This is a genomic window from Mycobacterium sp. NGS41 (assembly GCF_059812725.1).
In genome coordinates, this window is sequence record NZ_JCALDF010000041.1 from 25,545 (window position 1) to 40,945 (window position 15,401).

14 protein-coding genes, 1 riboswitch and 1 other annotated feature are annotated in these 15,401 nt (G+C 63.0%); of the genes, 7 read left to right on the forward strand and 7 right to left on the reverse strand.

All coding sequences use genetic code 11. The features are described from left to right. The first annotated feature begins 67 nt into the window (after window positions 1-67). The gene (locus AC5Y21_RS23930) at window positions 68-1,237 is read left to right on the forward strand and encodes an acyl-CoA dehydrogenase family protein (protein ID WP_499916233.1); all 1,170 of its coding nucleotides are present in this window, start codon (window positions 68-70) and stop codon (window positions 1,235-1,237) included. A 4-nt stretch (window positions 1,238-1,241) separates the two neighbouring features. On the opposite strand, the gene AC5Y21_RS23935 is transcribed toward AC5Y21_RS23930, so the two are convergent. The 5 genes from AC5Y21_RS23935 to AC5Y21_RS23955 form a co-directional block, all read right to left on the reverse strand. Next, window positions 1,242-1,877 (reverse strand): TetR/AcrR family transcriptional regulator, encoded by a 636-nt coding sequence (locus AC5Y21_RS23935; protein WP_499916235.1) that lies wholly within the window; start codon window positions 1,875-1,877, stop codon window positions 1,242-1,244. Next, window positions 1,874-2,947 (reverse strand): oxygenase MpaB family protein, encoded by a 1,074-nt coding sequence (locus AC5Y21_RS23940; RefSeq protein WP_499916239.1) that lies wholly within the window; start codon window positions 2,945-2,947, stop codon window positions 1,874-1,876. The genes AC5Y21_RS23935 and AC5Y21_RS23940 overlap by 4 nt, the downstream gene beginning before the upstream one ends. A gap of 217 nt (window positions 2,948-3,164) precedes the next feature. Next, the gene (locus tag AC5Y21_RS23945; RefSeq protein ID WP_499916242.1) at window positions 3,165-3,731 is read right to left on the reverse strand and encodes a TetR/AcrR family transcriptional regulator; all 567 of its coding nucleotides are present in this window, start codon (window positions 3,729-3,731) and stop codon (window positions 3,165-3,167) included. Between the two features lie 10 nt (window positions 3,732-3,741). Then, a complete protein-coding gene (locus tag AC5Y21_RS23950) occupies window positions 3,742-5,220 on the reverse strand; it encodes an MFS transporter (RefSeq protein WP_499916244.1) in 1,479 nt (492 codons plus the stop codon). A gap of 52 nt (window positions 5,221-5,272) precedes the next feature. Continuing rightward, entirely contained in the window at window positions 5,273-6,001 is a 729-nt protein-coding gene (locus AC5Y21_RS23955) for a Type 1 glutamine amidotransferase-like domain-containing protein (RefSeq protein WP_499916246.1), read from the reverse strand. A 135-nt stretch (window positions 6,002-6,136) separates the two neighbouring features. On the opposite strand from AC5Y21_RS23955, the gene AC5Y21_RS23960 reads away from it, so the two are divergent. Next, a complete protein-coding gene (locus tag AC5Y21_RS23960) occupies window positions 6,137-7,726 on the forward strand; it encodes a serine/threonine-protein kinase (RefSeq protein ID WP_499916248.1) in 1,590 nt (529 codons plus the stop codon). Window positions 7,727-7,956: 230 nt separating this feature from the next. Further along, entirely contained in the window at window positions 7,957-8,112 is a 156-nt protein-coding gene (locus tag AC5Y21_RS23965; RefSeq protein WP_499916250.1) for a hypothetical protein, read from the forward strand. 587 nt (window positions 8,113-8,699) lie between these two features. Here AC5Y21_RS23965 and AC5Y21_RS23970 read toward each other — a convergent pair. Both AC5Y21_RS23970 and AC5Y21_RS23975 read right to left on the reverse strand, forming a co-directional pair. After that, the gene (locus AC5Y21_RS23970; protein ID WP_499916252.1) at window positions 8,700-9,314 is read right to left on the reverse strand and encodes an HD domain-containing protein; all 615 of its coding nucleotides are present in this window, start codon (window positions 9,312-9,314) and stop codon (window positions 8,700-8,702) included. Between the two features lie 912 nt (window positions 9,315-10,226). Continuing rightward, on the reverse strand, window positions 10,227-10,898 hold the full coding sequence (locus tag AC5Y21_RS23975) for an NUDIX hydrolase (RefSeq protein ID WP_499916254.1): 672 nt from the start codon (window positions 10,896-10,898) through the stop codon (window positions 10,227-10,229). Window positions 10,899-11,126: 228 nt separating this feature from the next. Between AC5Y21_RS23975 and AC5Y21_RS23980 the strand changes: the two genes are divergently transcribed. The 4 genes from AC5Y21_RS23980 to AC5Y21_RS23995 form a co-directional block, all read left to right on the forward strand. Then, window positions 11,127-11,816 (forward strand): ankyrin repeat domain-containing protein, encoded by a 690-nt coding sequence (locus tag AC5Y21_RS23980; RefSeq protein WP_499916256.1) that lies wholly within the window; start codon window positions 11,127-11,129, stop codon window positions 11,814-11,816. Next, a complete protein-coding gene (locus AC5Y21_RS23985; RefSeq protein ID WP_499916258.1) occupies window positions 11,813-12,823 on the forward strand; it encodes a hypothetical protein in 1,011 nt (336 codons plus the stop codon). The genes AC5Y21_RS23980 and AC5Y21_RS23985 overlap by 4 nt, the downstream gene beginning before the upstream one ends. Beyond that, window positions 12,765-13,424 carry a protein-tyrosine phosphatase family protein gene (locus AC5Y21_RS23990; protein ID WP_499916260.1) on the forward strand — a complete coding sequence of 220 codons (660 nt, stop codon included), beginning with the start codon at window positions 12,765-12,767 and terminating at the stop codon, window positions 13,422-13,424. The genes AC5Y21_RS23985 and AC5Y21_RS23990 overlap by 59 nt, the downstream gene beginning before the upstream one ends. Window positions 13,425-13,624: 200 nt before the next feature. Next, a riboswitch (SAM riboswitch) is annotated at window positions 13,625-13,736 on the forward strand. 471 nt (window positions 13,737-14,207) lie between these two features. Continuing rightward, a protein-coding gene (locus tag AC5Y21_RS23995; protein ID WP_499916262.1) for an IS3 family transposase occupies window positions 14,208-15,401 on the forward strand; the annotation gives its coding sequence in 2 pieces (ribosomal slippage) (window positions 14,208-14,514 and window positions 14,514-15,401; 1,195 coding nt annotated over the 2 pieces). This gene is flagged as partial in the annotation. Further along, window positions 14,510-14,641 (forward strand) — a sequence feature (AL1L pseudoknot). (Overlaps the previous gene by 132 nt.)

Here is a 15,401-nt window from a genome sequence, read left to right on the forward strand (position 1 = left end):
GCATTTTGACGGGCGACACTTGGGGCACGGATCGTCTACATACTAAATAGTATGGTGCGGTAACGGCATGCCTCTGGTCGAGAGCCGTCCAACGCACGGAATCACCGACGAATTCGTCGCGCGGTTGGCAGAGCGCGCGGAGGAGGCCGAACGGCTGCGCCGGTTGCCCGCGGACACGATCAGCGAGTTCCGGCAGACCGACATGTTTCGGCTGTTGCTCCCGGCCCGGTTCGGCGGTATCCAAGCATCGTTTCCCGAACTGCTGGAACCGATTCGGCGGATGGCGCACGGATGCGCGTCGAGCGCGTGGACGCTGGGTTTCTATGCGCTGCACAACTGGATGCTGTCGTTGTTCGATCCACGGCTGCAAGAGGAAGTGTTCGCGTCGGGTCCGGTACTGGCACCCGCTCCGCTGGCCCCAACCGGTCGTGGCAGCCCGGCCGACGGCGGCGTGCGCCTGACCGGTCGGTGGTCGTGGGCGACGGGCTCGATGGATGCGGATTGGGTGATCGTCGGGGCGCTCATCGAGCGCACCGACGGGATCGACCCGGCACTCGTGGTGGTGCCCGCCGGCGAGGTCACGGTCGACGATGTCTGGCACACCGCGGGCATGCGGGGCACCGGTTCACACGATGTCGTCGTCACCGACGCCTTCATACCCGAGCACCGCATTGTCGCGGTCGCCGACATCTACGGCGGCACATCGCCCGGCGCGCGTGCGCACGGGGTGGCCACCTACCGGTGGCCGATGGTTCCCGCCCTCGCCCTGGTCGCATCGATGCCGGTGCTCGGGGCCGCCGAACGAGTGACCGAACTCTTCGCCGAACGGCTTGGCGCCCGAGTGCTGGCATATAGCGGCGTAGCACAGAAAGATCAGCCGTCCGCACAGATCAGGCTGGCTAATGCCCGGGTGCGGCTACGGGCCTTGCGGGCGCTGATCCACGAAACCGCTGACGGCATAGAGCAACTCGTCACCGACGGCACACGTGTCACCCGGTCGGTACGCGCCGACGCACGACTGGCGGCTGCCCACACGGTGCGCGAATCCCGCTCGATCATCGCCGATCTGCTAGAGGCGTCCGGTGCCAGCGCGCAGTTCCTGTCAAATCCCATGCAGCGCTTCAAGCGTGACGTGGATATCGCCGCGGGGCACGTGGTGTTCGACTACGACATGAGTTGCGAGTTGGCCGGTGCGCTCGCAATCGGCGCGAAGATCTCTCCGATCGCGATGATCTGACGAATCAGCCTGCGCGCGCCCGCAAAGCGCGATACGCAGCACGGCCGACGATGTCGGCGAGCGCATCTGGCGACCACTCCTCCGGCTGCTCGAGCATCATCCGCGCGGCGGTTTCGCACATGCCGACGAAGATTTCGGTGAGTACCGGAGCGACGCTGTCGATCTCGTCGACCTGCCATCGTTCGAACAGCGGGCGCATCACCGTGGCGACCTGCTCGCCGATTCGGCGTCGACCGAGCGAGATCGCCTCGGCGAGCAGCGGTTCGGGGTCGTTGGCGAAGATGATCCGCCAGGACGCGGGGCGCCGCTTGACGTCGTCGAGGAGGGATCGGAACCCGTCGACGAACATCTGCTCCACCGAAGTCGTCTTCAGCGGCGGCAGGATCGCCAGCAGCGCGTTGAGTGCTACGTCGGTCTCGCGATCGAGCAGGGCCCGCAGCACCTCACCCCGACCGCTGTAGCAGTCGTAAACGACCGGGCGGCTCACGCCCATGCGCGACGAAATGGCTCCCATGGTGACCGCGGAAACCCCGTCGGCGGCGGCGATCTCGAGTGCTGTGTCGAGGACCTGAGGTCGACGGCGCTGCGGGCCAAGGTGTTCGGCCCGTTGACGGTCGCTTGGGGCGCTGCGCGGGGTCACACCACAGAACCGAGGATCGGCTGAGACTCGATGATGCCTTCGTTGCTGGGAGCCACGCCCTCATCGAACACCCTGGCCTTCTGGCGGTCACGGAACTGCTTGTGCGCCACCGCGGGAGCATCGAAACCGAGCTGAGCCTGGGCCAGGCTCGGCGTGGTGGTCACCGGATTATGAGCAGGAACGGAGCACAGCACCGGAGCGGCGACCGCGACGGTGGTGGGTGAGAGCAGCTGCAACAGCATCAGCTGGAACCGCGTGCTCATGCTGACCGCCTTGAACGCAGCGCGCAATACTGGGACCACCGCCGCGTCGAGCACGGGATTGACTGGGAGACCGGACATCTGGCGCATCCACTTGGGCATCGTGGCCAGCGTCCCGCGCCGCAGGAATGCGGCGATCACCAGGGAGCCGGGCCGCAGCGGTGCCGGCATCGGCGGCAGCATCACCTCGGCGCGCAACAGGTGGTTCATCGCTTTCTTGGCGATGTCGGAACCCCGCAACTGGGGCCGCATTTCGTCGAAGTATCGCCGGATACCCTCGCGGGTAGCCGGCACGTCGGCGGGATCGCAGGTTTGCAGTTCAGCAGCCAGCGCGCACTCGGACCAGTACTGCTTCTCCTCCTCCGGCGAGAGCTTGCCGGGCCCGTACTTCTCGTACGCGACGAGAATGGAGTGCCACGCCGTGAGGTGGATCCACAACTGCGACGCCGGGTCGTTCGCGTCGTAGCGGATGCCGGTTACCTCGTCGGTCCCGACCGCCTTCGAGTGAATCTTCACCAGCACATCGGCTGCCTGCACGGTGGATCGGCTGTCGCCGAAAGCGACCATCGCGAAGTAACGCAACGTCCGGTCGTAGCGGGTGCGGGGACGTTTGTATATTTCGCTGGTCTTATCGACTGCCGCCACCAACGCGGGGTCGAGCTCTTCAATTACCACGGAGCGCTGAAAGCCTACGGTCAGCGAGGTCGGATAGCTCCACACCTTCCACGTCACCGAATCGGGGCCGAAGAAACCGTAGTCTTCGGCCGCTGTGACCTGCGGCAATGACATCAACTCGCGGATCCCGATCATGCGGCCCCCCTGTTTCCGACACTGTGTAGGAATTTCCGACACTGTGTAGGATACGCGGTTATTACGCCCACCTGTCAAGGCGGCTAGCGTCATGAGTCGGCAATTTGGTGTGCGTTGTCGCTGCTCGCCCAACGTGGGCGCTATGGATGCAAAGCGATGTGGAATTCGTACCTACACCCCACGCTCGACGGCCCACCTGTCAAGGCAGCCCGACGGGCTACTTCGGATCGGCCAGCATGAGATCGAGGAATTGTTCGCGTTGGGCCGCCTGTTGCGCCTCAGCGGCCGAGCCGGCGAGATGCAGCAGCCCGATTCCGGCGGCGAAGGTCAGGTCTGCGCGCAGCTTGGCGTCGGTAGAGCTGAAGCCGTAGTCGGCGTAGGCCTTGGAAACGGAGCGAAGCAGGCGCCGGTCGGCTGCGCGGATATTGGTGGCGGCGACGGGGTCGGTGCGCGCCCATTCGCGCATCGCGCGTTCCAGCATCCAGTGCTGCGGGCTGGTCAGCGCAGTCATCATGGCGGATAACCGTTCTCGGGGTGGCAACGCGTCGAGTTCGTCCCGCGAAAGACGGTCTTGTTCCAAAAACGTGTTCCACGATTCGACGAGCGCGGCCCGGTAGCTGTCCATGTCCTCGAAATGCCAGTAGAAGCTGCCCCGGGTGACACCCACCTGCTGGCAGAGGGTTTCGACTTTCAGCGCGCGTACTCCCTGCTCGGCGAGCAGCGTGTAACCGGCTTGCAGCCAATCCTGAACTGAAAGCCGAGACTGGGGCTTCTGCGCTGCCACGCGTGCAACGTTACGGGTGACGCTCGTCCTCCCGGCCCTCGGCTTCGGCCACGGTCAGGGGCAGTGCCAGCTCTTCCAGCGGCCGACGTTCGGCCGCGACGCCGAGCCAGATCTCCACCAGGCCACCAATCGCCATCACCACCGCCCCGATCAGGAAGGACCAGACCACCTGACCGCGCTGGCCCGAATTGATCAACTCGCCGAACAACAACGGCCCGGTGATTCCGCCGATCGCCGTTCCCACCGCGTAGAAGAATGCGATCGCCAGCGCTCTGGTTTCCATCGGGAAGATCTCGCTGACGGTCAAATAGGCCGCACTCGCACCCGTCGAGGCCAGAAAGAACGTCGCGGCAAGCACCGCGATGAACAGCCAGACACCGCCGGTCTGATTCATGAACAGCACCGCGAGCACAACCGCTAGGACCGCCGAGCCCAGGTAGGAAGTCGCGATCATCGGTTTCCGGCCGACGGTGTCCATCAGCCGCCCGAGGATCAGTGGGCCGAGGAAATTGCTCAGCGCCCACAGGATGAAGAACAGCGGCACCATCTCGGCAGTGACCGAGTAAAACCCTTTCAACAGCGTGCCGAGGTTGAAGGTCACGCCGTTGTACAGGAACGCCTGCCCGATGAACAATGCAAGTCCCAGCACCGCGCGCCGCGGATAGAGCTTGAATGCCACCTTGGCGATCTCGACAAACGAAATCGTCTCGCGCTGCCTGATTTTCAGCGGCTTCCCGTGCGGCTCGGGTAGCGGTTCGCCGGTTTGCGCCTGTACTTCCGCTTCGATGTCGCCGACCACTTCTTCGGCTTCCTCGTTGCGCCCGTGAATGAACAGCCAACGCGGACTCTCGGGAACGTTGCGCCGCACAACGAGGACGAAAATCCCGAAAACGGCGCCGATGCCGAAGGCCAGACGCCATCCGATGTTGGCCGGAAAGTTTGACGTGCTCAACAGCACCAGTGCGCCGGCTGCGCCAAGGGCCGACCCAAGCCAGTAGGTCCCGTTGATCACCAGGTCGACACGACCGCGCACGCGGGCGGGGATCAACTCGTCGATCGCCGAGTTGATGGCGGCGTATTCGCCCCCGATGCCCGCGCCGGTGAAGAAACGGGTGAGGAAGAAATACCAAGGCGCGAAGGCGAATGCGGTGGCAACGGTGGCGGTCAGATACACCACCAGGGTCAACACGAACAGATTGCGCCGTCCGAAGCGGTCCGTCAGGTGACCGAAGAACAGTGCGCCCAGGCATGCTCCGGTGATATAGATCGCGGCCGCCATGCCAATGTCCGCGGCGTCGAGGTCGAGGCCGCTGCCCTTTTCCGTGAGGCGCGCCGACACGTTGCCGACCATCGTGACCTCGAGCCCGTCGAGAATCCAGACGCCGCCCAATCCCACAACCACGCGCCAGTGAAACCGCGACCAGGGCAGTCGGTCCAGCCGTGCCGGTACCTGCGTGGTGATCGTTCCGGTTTGCACACCTTCGCTCATGGATACCTCTTACCCATCACGGGCGCAGATTGCACGCCTGAAACCCCGTCGGCTAAAGGCGTACGACATCGAGCGCAACCTCGCTCGCGGCGCCGCCGGCTTTACTTTCTACGAAATACGCTCCACCATCTCGGTTTTCCGCTACGGCACCGGCGAAAGTCGTACCACGATAGATCACGCCGACGCCGTCGTCGGTGGCATACCCCGACGGAATGACTCCCTCGGCGATCAGCTGGTGAAACAGGGGTCTCCGCTGGGATTCCGAGTCATAGTGCACGCCGTTGGAATACGGCACCAAGCCGAGCCCGTCTGTCACCGGACGCAACTCCGGCCCATAGGAATCGGTTGTTCCCCCAACGTGCCAACAGATCGAGCCCGCCGAGACCCCGGTCAGGACGACACCGGCCTGCCAAGCCGAGGCCATCGCGACGTCAACCGCGTGCAGTCGCCACAGCGCAAGCAGAGCCGCGACGCTGCCGCCACAGACCCACACCACATCGCTGCTCAGCAGTTGGGCGGTGATGTCCTCAACGTTGGGCATCGGAACCAAGGAAACGTGTGACGCGTGGAAACCACGCTCCTGCGCCGCGGAATAGAGGTGGAACACCGCCGTCGGGCTATCGCCCTGTGCGGTGGCGAGAAAACAGACGCGCGGCGCTCGCCCGGAAACCCCCGCCAGATCCACCGCATGCTCAGTCAGCGCGCTGAATTCCCAACGGATGCGCTGCCCCTCTTTGAGCCCACCGCTGGTGGCCAGGATCGTCGGCTCGTCTGCTGGCATGCCGCAAACCTACCCGTTGACCACTGCCGCGCTCGATCGTCGGCCGTCATTACTCAGCTACCAATGTTCCTCGTCAAAACTCTGCGAGCCGGATTCACTCAGCGGATACTTGCCGAAGCGAGAAAAGGGGGTTTCGTGAAGTCGCTCGTCGGCGGGACGTTCGGTAAATACCGCATCGACCGTATGCTCGGCAAAGGCGGCATGGGCGAGGTGTACGAGGCATACGACACCGATAAGCGCCGGACCGTCGCCCTGAAGGTGCTCGCCGATCAGTACGCACAGGACGACACTTTCCGGACGCGGTTCCTGCGTGAGTCTCGCGCGGCAGCGGTCCTGCAAGAGCCGCACGTCATCCCGATCCACGACTGGGGCGAGATTGACGACACGCTCTACATCGACATGCGACTGGTTCGGGGTCAGACCCTGCACGAGATGCTGAAAACGAGAGCCCTTGAACCGCAACGGGCTGTCGATATCGTTCGGCAGGTCGCGGCAGCTTTGGACGCTGCCCACGCCGAAGGGCTGATCCATCGTGACGTCAAACCGCAGAACATCATCGTTACCCCAGACGATTTCGCGTATTTAGTGGACTTTGGTATCGCCGAAAACCGAGGTGACACCCACCTGACCATGACGGGTTATCACATCGGCAGTTTCGACTACATGGCACCGGAGCGATTCCGCGACCAGGAAGCAACTTCGGCTGTCGATACCTACGCGCTGGCGTGCGTCCTCTACGAAGCGTTAACCGGCCGCAAGCCGTTTCCCGGACCCAGCGAGCAGGTCCTTGCGGGTCACCTTTCGGCGCCACCTCCGCGGCCGAGTGAGGTGAATCCCCGAGTTCCGGCATCCCTTGACGACGTCATCGCTCGCGGCATGGCGAAAGAGCCGGATGACCGTTACGGCAGCGCCGGAGCGCTGGGACGGGCCGCCACGCGCGCGCTGACAGATGTACCGACCGCGCCGCGCGCCGCGCGAACGATGCCGGCTGACGAGTACATACCTCCTCCCCGCAACGTGCCTCCTCCTCCTCCTCGAAATGTCGGCGCGCCTAGTGGTCCTCCGCCCTACAATGCGCAATACCGTGCTCCGACAACGGGTCCCGAGGCTGTGGTGAGTTACCCAGCTACGGAGGAACGTTCGAGAAGTTCTGCAGTGCCGATCATTATCGCGGTCGCGGCGGCGGTGGTGGTGGTTGTTATGGGTGTGACGATAATCGCGCTCGTCAATCAAAAGTCCGAACCCGACAACACAACGTTGCCGACCACCGCATACGCGACGCCCAGCTCGAACCCCTACGACACAGGGTCGCCCTCGACAACCTCGCGGAGCACGGCGGCCCCCACTGTCCAGGATCCCGCCGCTCAGCTGCAACAAATCGCTAGTGGCGACCGCTCGTCGGTGACCGCTCAGTTGGCGGATCGCTGGGTGCCGCAACTGAGTTCGAAGCAACTCGGCAAGTTTGCCGAAGGCAAGGTGTGGGATAACGCCGCGATACTGCAAGATCATCAGGAGTTGCGGCAGCGGTACGGGGCGAGGCTGCTTTGGTCGAGTGACTGGTCGACGTTCTCCCCGGGCTACTGGGTCACCGTGGCGGACATAGCCTTTAGCAACTCCGCGGGTGCGCTGGCGTGGTGCAGGGATAAGGGATTCGATCGGGACCACTGCATCGCCAAGATCGTCAGTACGACGCATCCGGTTGAGGGAAGTACTGCGTACAACTGAGATGACCCCTGGCAGTCCGTGACACCGTGAATCTATTTGACTGCCTTGCCTGTTCCCGGACGAGGGTGTCTAGCCTCACTTTGGGATGGAATCTTGCGGCCTCGTGGTACAGGGCGGCGATTGCTAGCTTCAGCCCCGTGGGAACGGCGGTACTAGCTTGTTCGACAGACGTGTTCGATCGTTCTGTCTGTCGGGCGGAATCTGGCGACAGGGAACCTATGATAGGGACCATGACGGATACTCCGCACCAGGCTGGATTGAGTTATCACGTGCTCCCCGACGATCCACTGGGTGCTCTCAATATCTTGCGGGAGGCGGGAGGGTTGGAGCCGTTGTCTGAGGACGACCCCCAAGCTGTGCAACCCGATGGCGACACCGCAGGTTGAGATCGCCTATCGATTTGAGGGGCCGCAAAGGTAGTCCGTTCCAACCATAGCCGGGACTTCGGGATGGTTCGGCTCACTCCGCCCTCGGCGCGCGCACCGTCGAGGACATGCGGCCCATCGCCACGCTCAACGTGTTTGTCCAAACAGCGCAAAACCAGACCACCCAGCGCGACGTGGACCTGATCTGAACTGAGGGTGCTTCATGAGATACCGTCGCGAAGCTTCGACTCGGGGTCCGGCTGTGTCGGCTTGCCGGCGTGACGCTTTCCCTCACTCCTCGGTTTCCTTCGGTGAGCGGACGTCGACCAAGTAGCCCGTCTTCGGCGTCGCACTGGCTGATGGTGCCGCCAACGGCATGCAGCGCCCGATGTACACGATGGCCAGTCGAGCCCTGGCACCCTGACGCGACGCTGGCCGATTCGTGCCCTTCGGTGATGAGGGCGACGCGATCCCGGCGTCGACATCGTCGATCTCAGGGAGCACACCCCGGTCATGCCGGCTACCTGCTCGGCGAGGGCGACGACACGAAATCTCTTTTCGGGTAACACGGTCCACAGCTACGCCGAGCAGCTGAAACCCGTTTTGGTTTAGGTCCCGGTCACGGATTGTCCGATCGCATGTTCCAACGCGTCGATCGCATCTTGAAGCTCGACGACCATCCCCTTATGGCACCCTCGCTTCTTGTAGACGTCGAGTAGGGCGCGGTAGTAACACAAATGCTGTTGCGGGTCTTTCTCGTTGAAGCGGTTCCACACGTCCTCGCCGACATCTCGGAAATCGCGGAGGATTGCGCGTGCATTGTGCAACTTGTCGGCCAGCGAGACTAGCAGGGCGTCATCAGACGCCTCGGGCAGGTGGTCGATGTACTTCTGCTTCCGTTCGCGCCACGGCGGCTTCGGCATCTCGAACGTGTCGCTGCATTCTTTAACGATCTGTGCGACGCCGTCGCCGAACTTATTGCGGATCTCGGCCAACGTTTCTTCACCGCCCTGGTCCTCCGCGGCGTCGTGCAGCAACGCTGCGATGGCCTGTTTCTCCGTCCCGCCGGCATCAATTACCAAGCCGGCCACCGTCAGGAGGTGTCCCAGGTAAGGGATCTCGCTGTTGCCCTTGCGGGTCTGCGTGCCGTGCTTATCCATCGCGTAATCGACGGCTTTGAGGAAATCGCGTGTGAGGCGACCTGACGCGGATTGACTGCTCATTCTTCCCTCCCGTTGACCGGCTTCGTCGTTGCCAGCTTTGCACGCGGGTATGACACGTCAAGCCTTTGCCTACGGCAACGCAACGACTGCTCCGGAGGAACTGTGCCGCACGATGAAGGAACGGCAGCGGCGATAGCAGCTCCTTGTCGTACCCGGTCGATAGCCTCGAAGTGAAGAAACGTGGACAAGGTCGTCGACTCAGGGGACGAGCATGAGTGCTAGGTATGTGGAGTTTTGGGACTACGACAGCAGCCGCGATGTCCCACTGACATGCCCTTCATGCGGCTGGAAAGGCTTGGGAGCTGAGCACGAAGAGCACTACTCGGACCTACTAGACGTCTGCTGCCCCGACTGCGAGCGGATGCTTCTCATCGTTCCCTAACCGTCGAAGGCACAGACCGAAGCCGCCGCAGCATCGGGTAGCGAGCGAGCGCGAGAAGCATTACCAGAATTCGAAGCTCGCGAGTCGTTTTTGCGACGGGCGTACACGACGCAGTTGGCCGAAGCCAGTCAGCTGCCAGATCTTGAGGGCGACCGGCTGGTCATAGACTGGGACTTCGAAGAGCGTGACGACGAACATTGGACCGTACTGCGACATGAGGGTCGCGAAATATGGCGTGAGATAGCGTATTACGAGGGTTACCGTCGTTTCGCTGAGGACTTCGAGATCTTGCGAACTCGGTATGGAATTACGCCTCGCCGAAGTCCGGCCTACCTCTGAGAGCGGCACCTTCCTCTATGGCGATGCGCTAAACGCAGTCCAGATTGTCAGCGACCTGAACGCGTCTTTATCAGAGGAGTGACGCCCACGCGTCAGTTGTGCACCTTGCGACTTCGGGACGGTTATCGTAAGCACATCGCTTTGCCTGCCGTCTGACAATCTCGGTTGAGCCGGGTGGCGCGCCCGCTACGTTAACGACGCCGTGATCGTGGGCTGTCCCGGCGACGGAACAGCTCGGCGGGACGGCCTCTGCCGGCGGTGATCGGGATGCCGGTTGGAACGAGGTGGGGTTGCATCGTGCGGCGGAACGCGTCACGCATCAGCGCTCCACCTGCAATCGCTTCGTGTGCCAGCCGTAGTTCGCGCAGTGTGAATTCGTCGCCCAGCAGCTGGTCGGGATCGGGCTCGCGTCGGTAGCGAACCCGCAAGTAGTCGACGGCGCGCTCTATGATTTTGCGGTGGTCGGGGAAGCTGAGGCGTCCAGGTGCCGCCGCCGGCATCAGCCTGGTGGTCTCGGCGAAGCGCGACGCAAGCCGGTCCAGCCGCACGACGTCCACGTGCGCAACCGACAGGACCCATCCGCGATGATCGCGATCAGGGTCGTCGAACACGTGCAGCTGGCGTGGCTGCAGCCCACGGACATTGGCTTTATCACGCAGTGACCGGTCAACGGCGTCAGCCAGTGTCTCGCGCTTGTGCAGGAAGGTGCCCGGCAGCGCCCAACCCGGCCCATCTGGTCGGCGCACCTCAAGCACCACCAGCCCGAGGGCGGGGTCCAAGGACAGCACCGCGGTGTCAACTGCCACCGACGGGCGGACGAACTCTTGTAGGGTGCGCCCCTTGCTGTCACGCCACGCTTTCATATCGGTACCCTAGAGTTCGCTTCGGAGATTTAGCGCGATAATACGCAATATACAGGCTGCGCTCAAGCCTTCTGAGCCGCCATGTTTCGCGCGCTTGTCCTGCCCGATCCACTCGGGCGCACCTTCTCACGGGCGGGGGATCTAGCGCTTGTCGGACCATTGGTCTACACTGATCACTTAATTAGCGCACATGCGCGCAAAACACTACTCGCGAGAGGAGATGATCCGATGACGTTCTACCAGAACCTCGTAACGAATACTGTCCCGTGGCCCGGGGTGCTCGACGCGGCACTTCTTCCCAAGTCCACTTTGGATGCAGGCCACTGTCTCGCTAATAGAGCTAAGGCCGGCGACTGGCACGCGGTGATCAAGCTCCTCCATGAGGACAAGGTGGTACTCCCCCACCAGTGGCGCCCAGGCGGCAAAACCTGGTTTACAGTCCTGCATCAGGCGGCCTGGCATGGCGCGCCGGCTGAGGTCGCCGACACTCTGATCAAGCGCGGTGCCCTGAGGTCATTGCGAGATGCCAAGGGCCGCACTGCATTCGACGTTGCAGCAGAGCACGATCAGCCCTATGTATTACGTACACTGCTGAAACCTTCGCCTTCACCACTCGCACCTCACCGGATCGACGAGATCAATGCCCACCTCAACGAGGTCATCGATGGCCGCGTCGGCAAGCTATTCGGCAACCGGATTCCGCGTTATACCCTGCGGTACCCGTCGGTGGAGATCCTGCACGAGCTACCCCACTGCAGTGTGTGGTTTCCGGTACCGCACATGAACGGCGGATTCCACATCGAGTTGCGCTACCAGTTCCTCGAGGTGATCAATTGGAACCTGGAACCGGGCGGTCTGCGGCAGATGCATGTGATCACTCACGAGGGCGCCGTTCTCGTTGACGAGGGGCCAGCATGAGCGACTGGTTCGAACGCCTCACCGGCTTCCGCGAGGGCGACTACGCATCGACACAAAGCCGCCTGCGCGTAGAGGGCAGCGAATTGGTGTCGACGGTCAACAACAAGCGATACGCCTGCGGAGACCTGTCCATGCCTACCCTGGCTGAGCTGCGATCAAGGGTGAAGGTGCCTGTAGCACAACGCAGCACCGTGAAATCGCTCGTCGGCGACGCCAGAGCACTACACGCCGAGCCCGAATTCGCCGGAGCGCTGTTTCAAGTCGCGTCCCAGTTCAACCTGCTGGAAATGACCGGGCCTAGCGTGCGACCCGAGGACGGCGTCGCGGGGTACGCGTACGACCACACGCAGGGCCCAGCGTGCGCGATTGCGGCCGGCGCCGCCACGATCTACCGGAACTACTGCGTCCCGGTCGGAGTTGGAATCGGCCAGACCGGTGACCGACAGCTTGACGCGCTGGCCCATTTGGGCAACGCGCTCTCATCGGAACTCAGACAACCGGTCAGCGCTCTATGGACGATGAGAAACGGTTACGCGCTGTGCACCGAGGAGGGCCTCGGTGCGATTACTAGCGTGCTGTTGAATGCGCCCGACGACCATCGAGACAGCTTGCGGGGACAACTCGCGATTGGTTTGCACCGCAATGTCGAGGTCACTGATGTGGCACAGGGCCCACGGCGCATCGTCTCCCAAGCGTTCTGCTCCGCGCTGCCGGTGGCCTATTCGTCGGTCCCAAAGCTTGCATGGGAGCCGTTCGCACGCCTCGTTCTTGAGGCCGCGTACGAAGCGACCCTGCTGGCGGCGGCGGAGCAGGCCGCCACGGGCGGCTCGAGCACGGTGTTGCTAACCCGTCTAGGTGGCGGAGCTTTCGGCAATGCTGACGCCTGGATCGACGACGCGATGAGACGCGCGCTGTCCATCGTGGAACACGCCGGCTTGGATATACGGGTTGTCGGCTACGGCAGCATCCATCCCTCAGTTCGCGCAATTATCGACGATTGGAGCTAACACCATGACAGAAACCAACTTTCAAAATGCAACACCATCCTGGCCGCATGACGAGATCATTCACGCGTGGTGGGTGGAACTCGGTCGATTACTGGCTGGTGAGTACCCAGGCTCGCTTTCGAACGAGATGGCAAAGGAGAAGGTTCGCATTCTTGTCGAGGCCGGTATCGACTCGTTCGTGGATCTCACCGAAGCCGGCGAAATGTCGCGTCCTTACGAGCCGAAGCTGTTGGTCGAAGCGGCCGAGAACGCTGGGCTGCCGGTGCCGAGTCACCATCGGTTTGGTATCCGCGACAACAACGTCCTCCCCGACGACAGTGGTTACGACCATATCGTGGAGCACATTCGAAGCGAGCTCGACGCCGGCAAGGTCGTGTATGTCCACTGCTGGGGCGGCAAGGGCCGCACCGGAACTGTGATCGGATGTTGGCTGATCGACAACGATGGCTTGGACTACAGGAGCGCGGTCAAGCACATGGAGGAACTGCGGGTCGGGACCAAGAAGTTTCGCGCTAACCCGCGCATCCCCGACACTCGGGAACAGCACGACGTCCTTCGCCGACGAGCAGTACGCCGCTCAAGTCTTCCGCAGCTTCACTGAATCAACTCGATTGTTCGCCAGCTCAGGAAAACTGGTGCGTCGAATCCTTCAGTGATCATTTGGGGCCAGGGAAGAGGCATACGAGCGTGGGGTTGACTCCTAATGCACACAGCGTTTTACAGATTGGGCGCCCGGCATATCGGCATCCGTCGTGCCTCAGGACATTCGCCCGTAGCAGGATTTCGTGTAGATTGAGTGTGCTTCATGAGTTGCCGTCGCCAAGCTCCGACTGGACGGCGCGCCAACCCCACGCTCGTGGGTGGCTCGGATGACGAAGCGGCTGACACCAACCGGTGACAGCAAGAGCGCCTCCCTGAACGGAGGCCCGATCTTTCGGGAGTATTGCGATGTCTTCTGGGAATCGTCCGGTGAACGAGGGACAGTGCCCGACCGGTGCCCCGCCAGACGGTGATTACAGCGTCACGGCGTGGGCGGAGCGTCACAGGCTCGTAGGCCATCATCCATACCCCGCACCGACGAAGGAGAACCCGGAGCAGTGGGAATGCAAATGCGACCCGGATGCGGTTTGGATTGCTGTGTGGCGCATCCTGACGCCCGAGCAGATCCGGCAGAAGTTCGCACACCTGGCGACGCCCCCAACCCGGCCAGCGTTGCGCCGTCTGCCGAGCCCGCCGCCGGTGCAGACACCGCCGATTCCGCGGCGCACTGGTCCGATCCCACCGCTGCGCATTGCCGACCGGTATGCGGATGGGATCCGCCGCAGGACACTGAATCGCCCTGGAAATCCCGGAGACTCCTGACCTTGGAAACGAGGATGCAGGGATGCCCACGGAACCGTCATCGGGAAAGAAGCCGACCAGCCGCAGATACAGCCCCGAGGAGAAGTCCGCTGCGGTGCGGATGGTCCGCGCCTTGCGCGCAGAATTAGGCACCGAGCAGGGAACGGTATCGCGGGTGGCCCGCCAGCTCGGCTACGGCGTGGAGTCGGTACGGAGCTGGGTGGGTCAGGCCGACATCGACGACGGATACGCACCAGGGGTCTCGACGCAGGAGTCGGCAAGGGTCAAGCAGCTTGAGCAGGAGAACCGAGAACTCAAGCGCGCCAACGAGATCCTGAAACGAGCGGCCAGTTTCTTCGGCGCGGAGCTCGACCGCCAACACAAGAAATAGTCGACTTCATCGACTCCCATCGCGAGGAGTTCGGGGTCGAGCCCATCATCGCCGTCCTGCGCACCGCAGGGGTGACGTTGGCCCCGAGCACCTACTACGACACCAAAACCCGGCCCCCGTCGGCACGGGCGCGTCGCGACGCCGAGCTGGGCCCAGCCCTGGTGGCGCTCTGGGACGACAACTACCGGGTCTACGGGACGCGCAAGCTGTGGAAGGCCGCCCGCCGTGGCGGGCACGACGTCGGCCGTGATCAGGTCGGGCGCCTGATGCGCGCGGCCGGCATACACGGGGTGCGTCGCGGCAAACCGGTCCGCACCACCAAGTCCGATCCGGGTGCGCCACGCCATCCCGATCTGGTGTGTCGCAACTTCACCGCGACGTCACCGAATCAACTGTGGGTCACTGATCTGACCTACGTGCCGACGTGGGCCGGGGTCGCCTATGTCTGTTTCATCACCGATGCCTTCAGTCGGATGATCGTGGGCTGGCGGGTCGCCTCGCACATGCGGACCACCATGGTGCTCGATGCGATCGAGATGGCTCGCTGGTCGAGGGGAAACACGTTGAGCGGCTTACGGTGTCACTCTGACGCCGGGTCGCAATTTACGTCCATCCGCTACGGCGAACGTCTGGCCGAGATCGGTGCGGTGCCCTCCATCGGGACCGTCGGTGACAGCTTCGACAACGCGCTCGCCGAGACGGTCAACGGCTACTACAAGTCCGAACTGATCTACGGACCCGCCCGCCCTGGGCCATGGAAGACCGTCGAGGACATCGAGCTGGCCACCCTGAGCTGGGTGCACTGGCACAACACCCAGCGTCTGCATGGCTATCTTGAAGACCTAC

Bases quoted from the DNA above. Each gene is read 5' to 3' on its own strand.
- AC5Y21_RS23930 (WP_499916233.1), top strand. From the start codon at position 68: ATGCCTCTGGTCGAGAGCCGTCCAACGCACGGAATCACCGACGAATTC.
- AC5Y21_RS23940 (WP_499916239.1), bottom strand. From the start codon at position 2,947: ATGATCGGGATCCGCGAGTTGATGTCATTGCCGCAGGTCACAGCGGCC.
- AC5Y21_RS23950 (WP_499916244.1), bottom strand. From the start codon at position 5,220: ATGAGCGAAGGTGTGCAAACCGGAACGATCACCACGCAGGTACCGGCA.
- AC5Y21_RS23955 (WP_499916246.1), bottom strand. From the start codon at position 6,001: ATGCCAGCAGACGAGCCGACGATCCTGGCCACCAGCGGTGGGCTCAAA.
- AC5Y21_RS23965 (WP_499916250.1), top strand. From the start codon at position 7,957: ATGACGGATACTCCGCACCAGGCTGGATTGAGTTATCACGTGCTCCCC.
- AC5Y21_RS23970 (WP_499916252.1), bottom strand. From the start codon at position 9,314: ATGAGCAGTCAATCCGCGTCAGGTCGCCTCACACGCGATTTCCTCAAA.
- AC5Y21_RS23975 (WP_499916254.1), bottom strand. From the start codon at position 10,898: ATGAAAGCGTGGCGTGACAGCAAGGGGCGCACCCTACAAGAGTTCGTC.
- AC5Y21_RS23980 (WP_499916256.1), top strand. From the start codon at position 11,127: ATGACGTTCTACCAGAACCTCGTAACGAATACTGTCCCGTGGCCCGGG.
- AC5Y21_RS23985 (WP_499916258.1), top strand. From the start codon at position 11,813: ATGAGCGACTGGTTCGAACGCCTCACCGGCTTCCGCGAGGGCGACTAC.